Source organism: Mucilaginibacter agri (assembly GCF_009928685.1).
Taxonomy (GTDB): Bacteria; Bacteroidota; Bacteroidia; order Sphingobacteriales; family Sphingobacteriaceae; genus Mucilaginibacter; species Mucilaginibacter agri.
Window position 1 is genome coordinate 319,896 of record NZ_WWEO01000045.1, and the last position, 15,319, is coordinate 335,214.

The 15,319-nt window shown below is 40.6% G+C and carries 11 protein-coding genes; 4 read left to right on the forward strand and 7 right to left on the reverse strand.

The window, feature by feature from the left end; translation table 11 throughout:
* Positions 1-31 precede the first annotated feature (31 nt).
* Both GSY63_RS21590 and GSY63_RS21595 read left to right on the forward strand, forming a co-directional pair.
* Positions 32-1,105: a tetratricopeptide repeat protein gene (locus GSY63_RS21590; RefSeq protein ID WP_166587930.1), complete on the forward strand. Its 1,074-nt coding sequence runs from the start codon at positions 32-34 to the stop codon at positions 1,103-1,105.
* 6 nt (positions 1,106-1,111) lie between these two features.
* Entirely contained in the window at positions 1,112-2,365 is a 1,254-nt protein-coding gene (locus GSY63_RS21595; protein WP_166587931.1) for a tetratricopeptide repeat protein, read from the forward strand.
* A gap of 95 nt (positions 2,366-2,460) precedes the next feature.
* Here GSY63_RS21595 and GSY63_RS21600 read toward each other — a convergent pair whose 3' ends face one another.
* Positions 2,461-2,952: an SRPBCC family protein gene (locus tag GSY63_RS21600; protein ID WP_166587932.1), complete on the reverse strand. Its 492-nt coding sequence runs from the start codon at positions 2,950-2,952 to the stop codon at positions 2,461-2,463.
* A gap of 123 nt (positions 2,953-3,075) precedes the next feature.
* Between GSY63_RS21600 and GSY63_RS21605 the strand changes: the two genes are divergently transcribed.
* A complete protein-coding gene (locus GSY63_RS21605; RefSeq protein WP_166587933.1) occupies positions 3,076-4,278 on the forward strand; it encodes a DUF763 domain-containing protein in 1,203 nt (400 codons plus the stop codon).
* Here GSY63_RS21605 and GSY63_RS21610 read toward each other — a convergent pair.
* From GSY63_RS21610 to GSY63_RS21620, 3 genes are all read right to left on the reverse strand, one after another.
* On the reverse strand, positions 4,270-4,803 hold the full coding sequence (locus GSY63_RS21610; RefSeq protein ID WP_166587934.1) for a DUF4142 domain-containing protein: 534 nt from the start codon (positions 4,801-4,803) through the stop codon (positions 4,270-4,272). The genes GSY63_RS21605 and GSY63_RS21610 overlap by 9 nt on opposite strands.
* A 91-nt stretch (positions 4,804-4,894) precedes the next feature.
* A complete protein-coding gene (locus GSY63_RS21615; protein WP_166587935.1) occupies positions 4,895-5,209 on the reverse strand; it encodes a hypothetical protein in 315 nt (104 codons plus the stop codon).
* A gap of 167 nt (positions 5,210-5,376) precedes the next feature.
* Positions 5,377-7,956, reverse strand: coding sequence for a phosphoenolpyruvate carboxylase (locus GSY63_RS21620; protein WP_166587936.1), 2,580 nt, complete (start codon positions 7,954-7,956; stop codon positions 5,377-5,379).
* A 181-nt stretch (positions 7,957-8,137) separates the two neighbouring features.
* Between GSY63_RS21620 and GSY63_RS21625 the strand changes: the two genes are divergently transcribed.
* The gene (locus GSY63_RS21625; RefSeq protein ID WP_166587937.1) at positions 8,138-10,327 is read left to right on the forward strand and encodes an FUSC family protein; all 2,190 of its coding nucleotides are present in this window, start codon (positions 8,138-8,140) and stop codon (positions 10,325-10,327) included.
* Here GSY63_RS21625 and GSY63_RS21630 read toward each other — a convergent pair.
* From GSY63_RS21630 to GSY63_RS21640, 3 genes are all read right to left on the reverse strand, one after another.
* A complete protein-coding gene (locus GSY63_RS21630) occupies positions 10,319-11,674 on the reverse strand; it encodes a PhoH family protein (RefSeq protein ID WP_166587938.1) in 1,356 nt (451 codons plus the stop codon). The two genes, GSY63_RS21625 and GSY63_RS21630, sit on opposite strands and share 9 nt — an antisense overlap.
* 1,630 nt (positions 11,675-13,304) lie before the next feature.
* Positions 13,305-14,060, reverse strand: coding sequence for a TIGR03915 family putative DNA repair protein (locus tag GSY63_RS21635; RefSeq protein ID WP_166587939.1), 756 nt, complete (start codon positions 14,058-14,060; stop codon positions 13,305-13,307).
* Positions 14,061-15,317, reverse strand: a complete 1,257-nt coding sequence (locus GSY63_RS21640; protein ID WP_166587940.1) for a putative DNA modification/repair radical SAM protein — start codon at positions 15,315-15,317, stop codon at positions 14,061-14,063.
* Between the last annotated feature and the right edge of the window lie 2 nt (positions 15,318-15,319).

A 15,319-nucleotide genomic window follows, 5' to 3' on the forward strand; every position in this document is an offset into this window, starting at 1 on the left:
GCGTAAAATAATTTTATCGCTTTTTATCTTAATGTTTACTTCGCCTTTGGCGTTTTGCCAAACGGAGGCGCTTAAAGGCGTAGTAAACAACTTGGCTTTTTACAGGCAGCAAAAAGATCTAAAGTATCTGAGCAATGCTAAAAGGCAGGTTGATAGTTTGATCAAAACCAAAAAAGATTCGGCTAACGTTCCAAAAAGTGTTTTTAGAGCCGTTGTTTACAGTAGCATCCTTTATACAGATTCGCTCAACAAACTTGGTTTACCCGCTAATACTTTAGGGGATATAACTAATCTGGTAGATCGCCTGTCTGCAGGTAACCGGGTTTTTAAATACCAGGTGGAGATCGATTTCTCTAAACGTTGTCTCAGCAATGTTTACATCCGTAAAGGCGATGGTGAATTAAAAGGCCAGAAATACGAACAGGCATTGGCGTCTTTTCAAAAAGCGCAGGAATATGCGCCACGCTACAAACGTATAAGCGCATATATTGCTTATACAAATACCCGCTTGGGTAACCTTCCAGAAGCTGCAAAGGGTTATGCGTCTTTATTAAATACCGACACCATACGTATTGATGACATTGTAGCTGCCGCAAATGTGTACAAAGCAATGAAGGACACTACTAAGGCGTTACAAGTAATACAAAAAGGCCGTAAACTTTTGCCCGATAATAAAGATTTGTTATTTGATGAGGCAAATATTTATTATAACCGTAAGGATTACAGGGGGTTACAATCTATTTTACCGCAATTGTTAGAAAAAAATCCAGGCAACTATGAAGTAGCATTCATAGCAGCTAATTGTTACGACCATTTAAACGATTACGATAGGGCAGAGTCTATGTACCTGCAGGCGATTGAGTTAAGAAGCCGTTATTATGATGCCATTTTTAATTTAGGCCTGTTATATTTTAAAGGTTATACCACCAAAAACGGCGACCAGCAGAAAAATATTGATCGAGCCATTCAATGGTTTGAAAAAGCAAATACTATATTGCCAAATAATTTACAATGCCTGCAATTGTTGCAGTGGGCATATTTAAAAACCCGTAACGAAGACCAATTAAATAGGATAAACGACAAATTAAAACAACTAACAAACTAAATAACCATGAAAATCAGATTTTTGATGACCGGCGTGCTTGGCCTTGTTGCAACAGCAACCTTTGCACAAAAAGGAGAGTTGAACAACGCGCAAACCGAGTTCGACAAATATGAGACCTCAAGAGGGAATAAAGTAACCGCTTCAATTGCTGCCACAAGCATTGTTGCTGCAAAAACTTCGATAGATAAAGCAGCGGTTAATGAAAAGACCGCTAATCTGCCACAAACTCAGGCATTAAAAGGAGCAATTTACTCATCTTTAGCGGTTCAGGATTCAGTTCCGGCTACATCGGCTCCTTTATTTGCAACTGCCGAAGAAGCAGTAAAAAAAGCAAAAGAGCTGGATACTAAAGGAGAAAACAAAAAGCTGATTGATCACGCTAATGTTAACCTTGCGCAATACCAATTATCAAAAGGGGTTAAGAGCTACCAGGATAAAGACTACAAAAGCGCATACAAGGCATTCGATTACTACCGCACTGTATTACCAGAGGATACTAATGCAATTTATTATACTGGTTTAGCTGCAGCTAACGCTAATATGCTGCCAGAAGCAATTACCAACTATAACAAATTATTAACTACCAACTATTCTGGCAAAGAGCGTGTTTATACCGACTTGTCGAGCCTTTATTTAATGAATAAAGACACTGTTGGTGCTTTAAAAGTAGTTAGCGATGGTGTTGCTAAATATCCAACCAATGCAGACTTCCGCAGACGCGAAGTGGAGATCTATTTGCAAACAGGCAGACAAAAAGAGGTTACCGATAAGATCAACGCAGCTATTGCTAACGATCCTAAAAATAAATCTCTTTACTATTATGGAGGCTTAACTTACTCAACAGCCGCTGAAAGTGCAGCTAAAGATTTAAAGACTGCTAAGGATCCTGCCGCTAAAGCTACAGCTCAAAAAAGCAAGGAAGAAAATTATGCTAAAGCTGCCGAGATGTACAAAAAGGCATTAGAAATTGATCCAAATTATTTCGAAGCTAATTTAAATTTGGGTTATGTATTAATTAATCCAGCAATTGATCTGTACAATGCTGCTAACAAATTACCTGCAAACCAACAAAAAGCTTATGATGCTGCTGTTGCTAAAGCAGGTGCACAGTTTGATTTAGCAAAACCATATTTGTTAAAAGCGGTTGAGCTTAATCCAAAGTCATACGATGCCTTAAACAATTTGAAAACCTACTACTTAGGTAAAAAGGATGCGGCTCATGCAGCTGAGATCCAAAAGCAAATTGATGCATTAAAATAATATTAAAAGCCCCTTGGAAAAGGGGCTTTTAAATAAATCATTTACTTAACATAATGTTAATTATAGGAAATAATAATTAGTCTTTAAATAGGACGTTATGACTTAAATTTAGTTAGTAACACGTCCAGCCGTTCGTACGATTCTTTTATACCACGTTCCATATCTGCGGCGTACATTCCATCACGATCTGCCACAGTTTGAAAAATAGATTGATTAGTAAATTTGGTACGCCGGTTATCAAGTGCCTCAAATTTGCTGGTTTCTAAAACCACGTGACCACTTTCTGGTAAGCCGTCAAATTCAAAAGTTTTTATAATCCGCTCAGGAAATTTAATCTCGTGATAAACGCCATGAAATTTGTAATCATTTCCAGCTGAATCAGAATGTACAAATTCATAGCTTCCGCCGGAGCGACTATCAGAAATTACAGATTTTGTAACCAGATCCTTTGGGCCTAACCATTGTTTGTACAGCTCAGCATCTGTAAAAGCGCTGAAAACTAATTCGCGCGGCGCGTTAAATTCCCGCTCTATTAATATTTCTTGTTTACCGGGTAGTATGGTAATTGTTGTCTCTAAGGTTGTCATGTTTTCGATTTATTGATACCCAAATGTCTGAAATTTATTAAAGCGGTATCAGCACTAACCGCGACATGATACAGGTGCATTTACGACAAAATAATGAATTAAATTTACTAATTTTGTTAGTAAATGAAACGCTCAGGATCTGCAGATTTGCCTTTGCATTATGGCTATGTACCACAGTGGCTTGCTGTTCGTATGGCTAAACTTGGGCACGCAGTGGCAGAAACTATTGTAATGGATTTCGGCGCAGACGAATTTATACGACGATTGAGCGATCCGTTTTGGTTTCAAAGCCTTGGCGCGGTTATGGGCATGGATTGGCACTCGTCGGGTATTACAACTTCGGTTATGGGTGCGCTTAAAAGATCCATTAATCCGCATGCTAAAGAACTGGGTATTTATATTACAGGCGGCAAAGGCAAGTATTCGCGCGAAACTCCGAATGAATTGATGAAAATTGGCAATCAAACTGGCCTAAACGGCATTGAGTTGGTTAAATGCAGCAAATTGGCAGCCAAGGTTGATAATACAGCTATTCAGGATGGATATCAGTTATATACTCACAATTTTGTTGTAAGTAACACCGGTCAATGGACTGTTGTTCAGCAAGGTATGAGCGCTGAAAATAAAACAGCAAGGCGCTATCACTGGCATTCTGACGGTTTAAAGTCATTCGTAAATGATCCACACACATTTATATATGGCCAGAATGCCGGCACGATCTTAAATATGGCCGACAAAAACGCCAATTCTTCGCGAAATGCCATTATGCAAATGGCTGGCGAACATCCAAACGACATGCTGGCTGAGGTAAATAAACTTGTAATGCCACGCCATCATGATGTACGTGCCGAAGATGTAGATTTAAAAAGATTAGGTTCGGTTTTGTGGTTGGCTCACGAAAAGCAACCTAAGGATTTTGAAGATCTATTGTTATTAGAAGGTTTAGGTCCGCGAACGCTGCAATCTTTAGCACTGGTAAGTGAAGTTATTTATGGAACGCCGGCCCGTTTCAAAGATCCCGCCCGTTTTTCGTTCGCCCATGGCGGAAAGGATGGTCACCCCTTCCCTGTTCCAATTAAAGTTTATGATGAGACTTTGAATACTCTACAAACTGCAATTCATAAGGCAAAGCTGGGGCAGTCTGAAAAAAAAGATGCCATTCGTCGCTTAACAGAGATAGTCCAAAATGCAGAGAACGACTTCACTCCTAACGCCAATTTCGATAAAGTGATTCAACAGGAGCGCGATAATTCCTGGCGATATGGTGGCCGCACGGTTATGGGCAAAGCTAAGCCGCCAGTGGAGCAGCAATTACGTTTATTTTAACGACGCAAAAATAGCTTTCGCCGAATCCAAATGCATGTTTAAAGTCGGAATTGTTTCTTTCGCAAAATTGATAACCTTTTTATCGGTATTACCTGTTGCATCCTGGAATAATTGCACCGCTTTACTATGATCGTTTTGCATCATTTGCATATAGGCTTTGTCAAATTCAATCCCCGTTAATTTCATCATTCCGTTGATCATGGCTTTATGGGCTTGCGATATCGTGTCGGTTAAAGTAACCAATTTATCTGCCGCAATGCTTTTAAGTTGGTTGCCCAATTGCGCATGATCAGTAATCATCATTTTAGCAAAATCAATTACCCGGGGATTTTTAGAGTTGTTTTCGGCAAGTGTAGCGGCTTTTATTTCTGCAAGTCCGGCTTCATTTGCTTCTTCTAAAAATTGGTGGCCTTTATCATCCACAAGAGTTTTTTGATTGAAGTTTTTTGCTTTTCTATTATCGCCGCACGATTGCACAACAATTAGCAAAGCCATGATTGCTGATAAAAGCATCAAATTTTTCATGTAGAGTTAATTAGTTTCAAATTAATTAACAGCTACACATCAGTATTGGTTTACACTAAAATGACAATAATAAAATCAGGTTTAAATAAAACTATTTAACGAAGAAATCCTCAGTGGAAGCAACTAATGAAAGTAGTTCGAGTTGCGGTTCAACCTCTAGCTTACTGGCCCAAAGGTCTTCATCAAATTTTTTGAATGAGTTCAACGACGTTAGAATATTATGCGCTTCCTCGCTCTCAAACTGATCGAAATGCATGAATGTCTTTCCGTCTGGCAATAGCCAGGCACCGTATTTAATCCCATGATGATTTAAATCCTTTAGCTCTGCAACTATGGCTGCAATATTAGCCTGGTTTTTGGGCGCAAATTCGGCTGTGGTGGTATAATGCACTCTTACAATTTTCATGGTTCAATAATTTATTGGCTATCGATCATGTAAATATCGTTGCAAAGTATCGACAACAAAATGACCATACCGGACTATTTGCGGGGTGATTTAAGACAAAAAAGCTTTAGATTTTTGAAGAGAAATTAATCCCGATAATCTTCGTCAATTACCGGGATTAATAAGATTTACGCCAGGTTACGGCCGGCATTTACAATGCCATATACTGTGCGGATTACCAACTTGTTGTAAGTGCTGATCAATTCTTCGTCAGTTGTATTATTTAAGCATTCTAACGCATAATGTTGAACAATAACCAATGGCAAAATAATTCTTTCACGGATGGCTATCGAACGCTTTTCCAATGGGTAAGCTTGCATTAATACCTCCGTACCGCTAAGTTCCAATAACAGCGACTTGGTTTGCTCAAACTCGTTGTGAAGCATTTCCCAAAACTGGCCGAACTTTGCATCGTCTTTTAAATGCGCCGTGATCCTGAAATCTGATTTCGACATAGACATCATGCAGTTGTCGATCATCGTTTTAAAGAAACCCGATTTCTGGTATAATTCTACAACTTCATCCCAACGGCCTTCAGCTTTTACTTTCTGAAGTGCAGCGCCAACGCCGTAAAAACCCGGGATATTTTGTTTCAATTGGCTCCAGGCTGTCACGAAGCTAATAGCACGCAGATCCTCCAATTTCAAAGGTGCATCGCTGTTGCTGCGTTTGGTTGGCCGGCTACTGATATTAACGCCAGACAATAATTTCAGCGGACTTAGTTTCTCCAGATATTCTGTAAATAACGGATGCTTGCGTAAGCCCATAAACAAGGCGTAGCTTTCATCAGCCATTATAGAAATTAATTCTTTATGCTTGTCGTCCAGTAAGTCCTTGTTGCTCTGGTGTAAAGCTGATGCAATACCTGCATTAAATAACTGTTCGATATTAAATCTGGCCGTGTCAACCGAACCGTATTGCGAACTTACCGTTTGACCTTGTATGGTTAACTGGATATGATTATTGGCAATTTCTTGCCCCATCGACGCATAGAAACGGTGTGTTTTACCACCTCCGCGAGCTGGAGGCCCCCCTCTCCCATCAAAAAACGCCAAATCGATATCGTATTTACGGGCCATAGCTGTTAACTCAACCTTGGCTTTATAGATAGACCAGTTAGCCATTAAATAACCACCATCCTTGGTACTATCAGAGAAACCAAGCATAATAGTTTGTTTGTTGCCTCTATTGGCAAGGTGTTTTTTATAGAATGGATGAGTATATAGGGTCTCCATTACTTCTGCCGCAACCTTTAAGTCGTTAACGGTTTCAAATAATGGCATAAAATCAATAGGCAAAGCATCCTGTTTCCAGCCGCTCCATAAAAACAGATTGATGAGCTGTAAGATATCCGAAGCCTGTTGGCAATTGCTGATAATAAACCGCTGGCAGGCCTTAAAACCGTTCTGTTGCTGAATTTGTTTAACCAGGCGAATGGTGTTCAATGTATCCTTAATCAATGGCTCGGCATCATCCGGGCAATGGAAATCTGCCTCACTAAAAGCAATCGCCTTTATCTTATCGCTTTCAGAAAGGTCGTCGTATCCTTCGGGTAAAGTTACGCCTACTCTTGGCGCTATATAATGATTTACATCGCGCAATACGCGGCTATCTTGCCTGATGTCGAGCGTCGCAAAATAGCAACCAAATATTTTAATCTTATGGGCCAGATCGTCGATAATGTCTACAAATAAACCGTAGTTGTCGGCAATCAGCATTTCTTTAACAGACTGTAGTAAAGAAAGCATTTGACTCTGTAAATCCTCTGGCGATTCTTTAGGGTTAAATGCGTTTTCGTACAGGATATTTTCCAACGATTGCATTGCCCCTTCAACACCTCTAAAGGTAATACGGCGTTTCAATAGCCTGAAATCGCGGTAATAGCAACGGAATATAATTTGCCTTAATAAGGAAGCAACTGTTTTGGTAGAATCTGTTTTAACGTTCGGGTTGCCATCGCGGTCGCCGCCCGGCCAGAAACCTAATTCGAGCAATTGGTTAGCAAAGCCGTCAACATCAAACGCCTCGTTTAATTTAGATTGTGTTGCTGCCAGTGCATGATAAAATACATTCTCCAGGAACCAGATCAGGCTCACTGCTTCATCAACCGGAGTTGGCGAAGTTTTATTGAAGAACGGCGTTTTACCCAATTGCTGTAAAAGCAGATTGATGGAGTTGATATCATTAGTTTTCAGAGCCTCAATAAGGTCCGTCATGATACTGAGTACCCTGCTTGGATAAAATTGTGTGGGGTGCGCTGTAAGCACCAAGCGCAAAGAGAAATTTTTCAGTTTCTCTTTAATGGCGTCGCGTTGTTGATCATCATCGCCTATCTGCTGCAATAAAGTTTGTAAGGTGCCACTCTCGTCGGCCTTGGTAGTTTTACTGAATGATGAATCTTCTATGGCATCAAACAACACCACCTGGCGTTCTATATATTGTATAAACCTAAACAAGCGGTTAAGCTGTTCTTTTTGGTCGATATCGGGTACGTACTTTTTAAAGAACGATTTAATGATATCAGAAGGCGACTCCTGGTTGGCCGTTCCCTTTTCGCAATGGGCGCTAAAAAATGGTAACAGGTTGCCGGTATCTTTAACCTGGTAAAATGGTAACGTTAAAAATAAACTGTTGTACAGCTCGAAGCGGGTGATAACTTCCTGATTAAATACCGACTCGCGCTGACTTAGAGTGTTTGCAGATGACATAGACGATTTAGAGAGAACTGAAAAAAACGACAGACCATGTTACGATCTGTTTTAATTGTTCTGTAAATATAATTATCTACCGAGATTATCGACAATGTTTTTGTTACAATCTTCGCACGTTTTTAAAGCAGGAACATTATTTGTTATAAATTTGCAGTCACCAACCGCTGCAATCTAAAAAATGGCCGTTCACCAACGCGAAATAAAAAGCTTCTTTTACAGTCAGTATTTTTCGGATGGGTTGCGCATCACCCTTGGGGTTTTACTCCCATCTCTCATATTAGCGCAATTTGGGCAGCTTGAGTTAGGACTTACCTTATCGCTGGGTGCTGTTTGCGTTTGCGTGGTTGATACCCCCGGGCCCGAAGTTTACAAGCGCAATGCGATGCTTATTTGTAACGCACTAGTTTTACTCGTGGCAATAATAACGGGTTTTGCAAGGCTTAATGTATATACACTAGGTATTGAGGTGGTGGCCGCATCATTCGTATTCTCTATGTTTACGGTATACGGTAACAGGGCTGCATCTATAGGCACATCGTCACTATTAGTGATGATATTTATGATGGACAAAGGCCTGCAACCCAATGAAGTACTAAAATACAGCGCGATCATTACCGCTGGCGGGGTTTGGTACATGATTATGAGCCTCGTGTTTTTTGGCATCAGACCATATCGCGCAGCACAGCAGGCCCTGGGGGAAAATATTGTTGATGTGGTGAAATTTCTGCGTATCAAAGCCGATTTCTATTTACCAGAAACCGATATAGAGCAAAACTATCGTAAGCTAGTTTCTCAACAAATAAAAGTAAGTCAGCATCAAGACAATGTGCGCGAGTTGCTATTTAAAACACGTTTAATTGTAAAGGAATCGACTCACGCGAGCCGGGTACTGGTACTTACGTTTGTTGATCTGGTTGATATGTTTGAGCAGATTATGGCCACGCATTATGATTATCAGGAAATTCGCGACCGCTTTGCCGGCACTGATATATTACCGCACATTGGCCATCTGATACATCAAATGGCAGGCGAATTGGACAACGTGGGGTACGCCATATTAGCCAACTCGAGGTATCGGCGCATCAAAAATTTCAATACCCAGTTGGAAGAATTGAAGTTGGAAATCGATAATACTTCGGCCCATCTTTCGGGATCAAGTAATTTGGTGCTCAAAAAAATCCTCATTAACCTTCGCGATTTTAATCAGAAGATCATTGATATCTGCAAATACTATAACTCAAAATCTGCGGAAGGCCTGATCTCAAAAAAGGGAGATGTGGAATACACCAAGTTTGTTGCCCATCAGGATTATACACCGCATATATTATTTGATAACCTTTCATTTAAATCGTCGGGATTTAAACATGCTTTAAGAGTATCATTAGTTTGTTTAGTTGGCTTTATTATTACCAAAAGCAACGGCTTGCTCGAACTAATTAATGATTTCACCGGCCAGAACATCAAATTCGGACACCATAGTTACTGGGTATTACTTACCATTATCGTAATCCTTAAACCTGGTTTCAGCCTATCAAAACAGCGGAATTACGAGCGAGTTGCAGGTACTATTATAGGCGGCGCCATAGGTGTTTTGATACTAACCTTTCTTCATAACAAAACATTGGAAGTAGTGCTGCTAATGTTGTTTATGATGGGGGCTTACAGTTTTTTAAGGGTGAATTATATTACTAGCGTTATTTTTATGACGCCCTATGTACTCATCCTCTTCAAATTTTTAGGCGTTGGACACCTGGATGCAGCCGAAGAACGTATTATCGATACCATCTTAGGCGCGTCTCTTTCATTTTTGGCCAGTTATCTCCTATTCCCATCTTGGGAGTCGGAACAGCTACGGGAAACTTCGCTGGATGTGGTGGATGCCAACATTAGATATTTGATTACGCTGGGCGAAAACCTTACTGGCAAGCCACGATCAACAATGGACTATAAACTGGCTCGCAAGGATGTGTTTGTAAAATCCGCCAACCTTTCGGCAGCTTTTGAACGCATGGTGTCCGAACCCAAAAGCAAGCAAAAGAAAAGCAAAGACGTGCACAAATTTGTGGTTTTAAACCATATTCTATCATCTTACCTCGCAACTATTGCGTCAAATATTGCAGCAAACACCGTGATCCATCTGCGTGCAGACAATTTGAAAATGCTGAAACGCGATATCGCCGTGTTAAATGAAAGCAGTAAAAAACTGGGTGGCAATAGCTTTGAGTTTACGGCCGAAAAAACCGTAGCCGACGATGAGCTGACACCTGAAAGTACAGCAGATCAGGAACTACTGAAAGAGCAACTGGGCTTCATCAATAAAATAGCCAACGATATTGGCCGGATAACCGATAATCTGGTTTTACAATAATTCGGTAGCCAGGTTAGCCAGTTCGCTCCGCTCCCCTTTTTGCAGGGTGATATGCGCATAAAGCGGATGGTCTTTCGCCCGATCTATCAAATAAGACAACCCATTACTTTCCGCATCTAAATAAGGTGTGTCTATCTGATAAATATCACCCGTGAATACAAACTTGCTGTTTTCGCCGGCACGCGATATAATGGTTTTAATTTCGTGCGGAGTAAGATTTTGAGCTTCGTCTACTATAAAGAAGATTTTGGTAAGCGTACGCCCACGTATAAACGCAAGCGGAGCTATCGATATTTTGTCTGTAGTAACCAGTTCATCTATCTTGATCTGCATTTTAGGATCATCGGCAAATTGCTCGCGGATAAACTTAAGGTTATCCCAAATGGGCGCCATGTATGGGTCCACCTTGCTTTTTACATCGCCCGGCAAAAAACCAATATCTTTGTTGCTTAGCGGAACTATCGGGCGGGTAACATAAACCTGTCGGTAAGTTTTGCGCTGTTCTAACGCACTGGCAAGCGCTATAAGGGTTTTACCCGTGCCGGCGTTACCTTGTATGGTTACCAGCTTAATTTCGGGGTCTAACAGGGCGTGTATAGCAAAGGCTTGCTCAGTGTTTTTAGGTGAGATTCTAAAAGCAGACTGCTCTGCTACATATTCTACCGCCTCGGTTGCTGAATTGTAGAAACCCGGAATCGATTTGTTTTTACTGTTTAAAATGTAAAAGCGGTTGCCTGGAGGCGGTTTAATACCCAAAGTATCTGGCGAGGCAATACGTTGCTTAATAAACTGATTGATGGTTTTATCAGTAAGCTTATCCAGTACCGTTTTACCGGTATAAAGCTCGTCTAAATTTTTAATCTTACCAGTTTCGTAATCTTCGGCATTAAGGTTAAGTGCTTTGGCTTTCAGGCGGAGACATATATCTTTAGAAACTAATATCACCCGCTTGTCCGGGCTTTCCTCTTGCAGGCTCAATGCTGCATTTAATATCCTGTGATCGGTTTTGTTATCGCCGAAAATAGCTACGGCATCTAATGTGGCAATTGATTTATCCATTACCACCCGGAAGCTACCTTTGTTATGTCCTTTTAGCGGCAACCAATCGTTGAGCGTATGTTCACCGGCAAACTCGTCCATTAGGCGAATAAAGCTTCGGGCTTCGAAATTACGGGTATCGTTACCCGTTTTCATATTGTCGAGTTCTTCCAAAACCTGCACCGGGATGGCCACATCATGTTCCTGGAAGTTTTCAAAAGCATTATGATCGTAGAGGATCACAGACGTATCTAATACAAATATTTTTTTAGTACCGGCAGCTGCACGGCCCCTGCTCTCTTTAGCCATTATGCTAAATTAAAAGATTTTACGAATGGCGAAGATAAATGGACAGTTTTTATGGATGCATTTTACGATGAGCAACCTTGACAATGCGAATCTTGTGGAATTAGATTTAGCAACACATTTGTCATCTCGAACGATAGTGAGAGATCTTCTGCGCTTTTATAGGCGATGAAGTTTATAAGCAATATGATATGCACAGGCATTGCGCGTCCCCATAGCCATGGAGAGTATCCGCTCCTGCTGGTGGAAAAGTAAGAATGACAAGATATTTAGGGGGGGGCAAGTAATCAACGAAAACCTGTATAAAACGAAAACGGAGATCAATATTCTGTTCGAATACGATCTCCGTTTTACACTTCATGATAAACCGTAGCCTCTCGTGAAGCACCAATAACGCTGTGTAGTAATTTAACCGATTTACCTTTCTTAAACTGCAACGCAGTAGCTTACTTGTTAAATCATTGCTTTAGTTCCACTTTTTCAACACATTACCCCGTAGAGCAAGCATCTTAATTTGTAACCACAATACCTCTGGTAAATTAGCTTCAGTAATTTTATCACCTTAATGATCTTCTGCTTGCGCATATCTTCATTTTGGATAAGTTTTTCGCTCACGCGAATCCTTCATCTTTTTGCAGTGACATTGATTGTCCGTAGTAACTTAGGGTCTTCCCTTGATCTTTAGCGCTTCCGAAGATTTGCCCGATTCAATTTCCGTATCCCAAGGCTGTCAAAGTACGTCGTTCTTGATAAATGCAATATCGGACGAAAATCAATACGTGTCAAGTAAAAAGTTAAAATAATTAAAATATATTTATTAAGTTATTGATTTTCAGTTAGAATAATTTAATCTTAAACCTCTAAACTAATATAACTATGCCTGAGTGCAGATTATATGTATTTCCAGCAAGCAGATTTCTCCTAACGTCGAAATACAAAATTTATATTGGAGAAGGTTATAAATGCAAAACGGAGGCCAACTTCCGTTAAGATGTTGCCTCCGTTTCTAACTCCGCATTGGGCCGTGGCCTTCAGAAGAGCACCAAAACGCTTATAGTACGATTTAACCGATCAGACTTTCCGCCCCGCCGAAGCAAAGCATACTTGTCAACGATCATTGTTTTTGCTTGCATTTTTCGCGCTACACTCCGTAGAGCAAGCGGCTAATTACAAACAACAATACCTCTGGTAAATTGGCCCCGGTGATTTCATCATTATTGTGAGGTTATACTTGCGTAAATTTTCACACCGTAAAACATACACTCACGTTTATGTTAAACTCTTAATGAAGATTGATCTTCCGTGGTAATTTAGGGTCTTCCCTTGATCTTTAGCGCGCCCGAAGGTTTGCCCGATTCAATTTCCGTATCCCAAGGCTGTCAAAGTACGTCGTTTCTGATATTTCTAAGGTACTGTGTTACAATGCTTTTGTCAAGCCTAAAATCGAACTTTTTCTTAACAGGCTTATTAACAGAAAAATGATCGTTATTAACATTCTAAAAATGAGTCAATTAGCTATTAAATGCTATTTAACCCCTTTTTCACTACAGTAATTAACATTTAACTTATAAACATTTTGCAGGTGTTTAACGCTTTATTTTCAATCTGTTACCTGTTAAAATTATTTACGAGCTTATATTTTTTCGGTTAAATGTTTCCAGTATCGCTTGGGCACATGGCGTAAATGGAGCTTGGTATTTTTGCGGGCTGGTATATTTACGCTGGTAAAATAGTTACGCCATAAATCCTGATATACCGCCTCGTCATCATTATAGGCAGAGATTACGTTACCTGGATTAACGGTTGCAAAATCGAGTGAGATAAATTGGGTTTCGTTCATGTCGTAATACAAGCCGTAGTTTCGTCTGACGTCATAAATGATCCACTTTTGATCGGCATAACGGTTTCTGAAATGCCTTATCAATAAAGGCAATACATTATAATCGGGTTCTATGGCCGAGTAAAATGTTTTATCCTTCAATTCCTGAAAACGGATAAATGCTTCCATCCTGTGCTTTTCGCGCCGCACCATGCGCACTATTTCGGATACGCGCATCACATATTTGTTGCCGTAATCTTCCTCAATATTTTTAGGTGAATCAAATACATAACGTATATAGCCAATCAAATTATCGTCCTCCCCTTCCATTTCGGCCATGTGAGCTGCATATAAGCGCTGCAGGCCCTGCGCGGATAGCTTTTGCTTTATTCCTTTCAAAACCCTGCTCGCCCTGTTGTCGTCGGTTACTACCTTAATCACATTTTCAAATAAGGCCGTATTGTGCCACTCACCTTTTTGCATACGCACATGGGTTAGCCGGTGTTCATAAATTTCAAAAACGGCCGTCAGTAATCCTTCAAACGTGCCGTCGTATATCAGCGTAGTCATTTAAAAGAGATTGAGTTGTGTAGTCGAGTTTTTAATGTATTTACTTTGCGATTCAGCCAGTATATATTGCTTAATCGCCGTGCCGGTTAAATCACGCCGCTCGTGTTGCGGGCTATTACAGGTGATAAAGTATCGCGCCCTGTTTACGGCGATGCCCAGATTTTTCAAATGATCCCAATTTAATTTTCTAAACTGGCGCGCTGCAACGATTTTTTGTGCCGATTGCACCCCGATACCGGGTACTCTCAAAATCATGCGCAGATCGGCTTTATTAATATCTATCGGAAACTCTTGCAGGTTGCGTAAGGCCCAACTTAGTTTAGGGTCGATATCCAGATCGAGGAGCGGATTATCCTGGTTAACGATCTCGTTCACCTTAAAATGGTAAAACCGCATCAACCAATCAGCTTGATAGAGTCGATTCTCGCGTACCATCGGCACAGCTGTATTTAAAGCAGGCAAGCGATTATCGCTTAACACCGGAACGTATCCCGAATAATATACACGCTTAAGTTTAAAGTCCCTATAAAACTGATCAGACATTTGCAGAATCTGCTGGTCCGTTTCTGGCGTTGCCCCTATAATAACTTGCGTACTTTGCCCTGCCGGTGCAAACATCGGGGCCTTTTTAAACAGCTTCTTTTCTTCAGTCCGCAGGATGATTTCATTTTTAAGAAACCCCATCGGATCTATCATATCCTGCCGGTTCTTTTCAGGAGCTAAAAGTTTCAAGCCTTCTTCGGTAGGCATTTCGAGGTTTATACTCAACCGATCAGCATACAAGCCAGCTTCGCGCATTAATTCGTCGCTAGCTCCGGGAATACTTTTTAAATGGATATAGCCATTGAAGTTATGCTCAAGCCGAAGTTTCTTAGCTACCTGTACCAAACGTTCCATCGTGTAATCGGCATCTTTAAATATGCCCGAACTCAGAAATAAACCTTCAATATAATTGCGCCGGTAGAAATTGATAGTTAAATCTACTACCTCCTGTACGGTAAAAGCTGCGCGTTTAATATCGTTGCTTTTACGCGAAACACAGTAAGCGCAGTCGTAAATACAAACGTTGGTGAACAAAATTTTTAACAGAGAAACGCACCGCCCGTCTTCGGTATAAGTATGGCAAATACCATTACTGGCATTACCCAAACCTTTATTTTTATTCTCCCGCTTACTGCCACTTGATGCGCACGATACATCGTATTTAGCTGCATCGGCCAATATGTTCAACTTCTCGGTTATCCTGTCCACGTTCATAC

Excerpts from the sequence above, each read along its gene's own strand:
- GSY63_RS21605 (WP_166587933.1), top strand. The coding sequence starts at position 3,076 with ATGAAACGCTCAGGATCTGCAGATTTGCCTTTGCATTATGGCTATGTA.
- GSY63_RS21600 (WP_166587932.1), bottom strand. The coding sequence starts at position 2,952 with ATGACAACCTTAGAGACAACAATTACCATACTACCCGGTAAACAAGAA.
- GSY63_RS21630 (WP_166587938.1), bottom strand. The coding sequence starts at position 11,674 with ATGGCTAAAGAGAGCAGGGGCCGTGCAGCTGCCGGTACTAAAAAAATA.
- GSY63_RS21620 (WP_166587936.1), bottom strand. The coding sequence starts at position 7,956 with ATGTCATCTGCAAACACTCTAAGTCAGCGCGAGTCGGTATTTAATCAG.
- GSY63_RS21590 (WP_166587930.1), top strand. The coding sequence starts at position 32 with ATGTTTACTTCGCCTTTGGCGTTTTGCCAAACGGAGGCGCTTAAAGGC.
- GSY63_RS21640 (WP_166587940.1), bottom strand. The coding sequence starts at position 15,317 with ATGAACGTGGACAGGATAACCGAGAAGTTGAACATATTGGCCGATGCA.
- GSY63_RS21615 (WP_166587935.1), bottom strand. The coding sequence starts at position 5,209 with ATGAAAATTGTAAGAGTGCATTATACCACCACAGCCGAATTTGCGCCC.
- GSY63_RS21595 (WP_166587931.1), top strand. The coding sequence starts at position 1,112 with ATGAAAATCAGATTTTTGATGACCGGCGTGCTTGGCCTTGTTGCAACA.
- GSY63_RS21610 (WP_166587934.1), bottom strand. The coding sequence starts at position 4,803 with ATGAAAAATTTGATGCTTTTATCAGCAATCATGGCTTTGCTAATTGTT.
- GSY63_RS21625 (WP_166587937.1), top strand. The coding sequence starts at position 8,138 with ATGGCCGTTCACCAACGCGAAATAAAAAGCTTCTTTTACAGTCAGTAT.
- GSY63_RS21635 (WP_166587939.1), bottom strand. The coding sequence starts at position 14,060 with ATGACTACGCTGATATACGACGGCACGTTTGAAGGATTACTGACGGCC.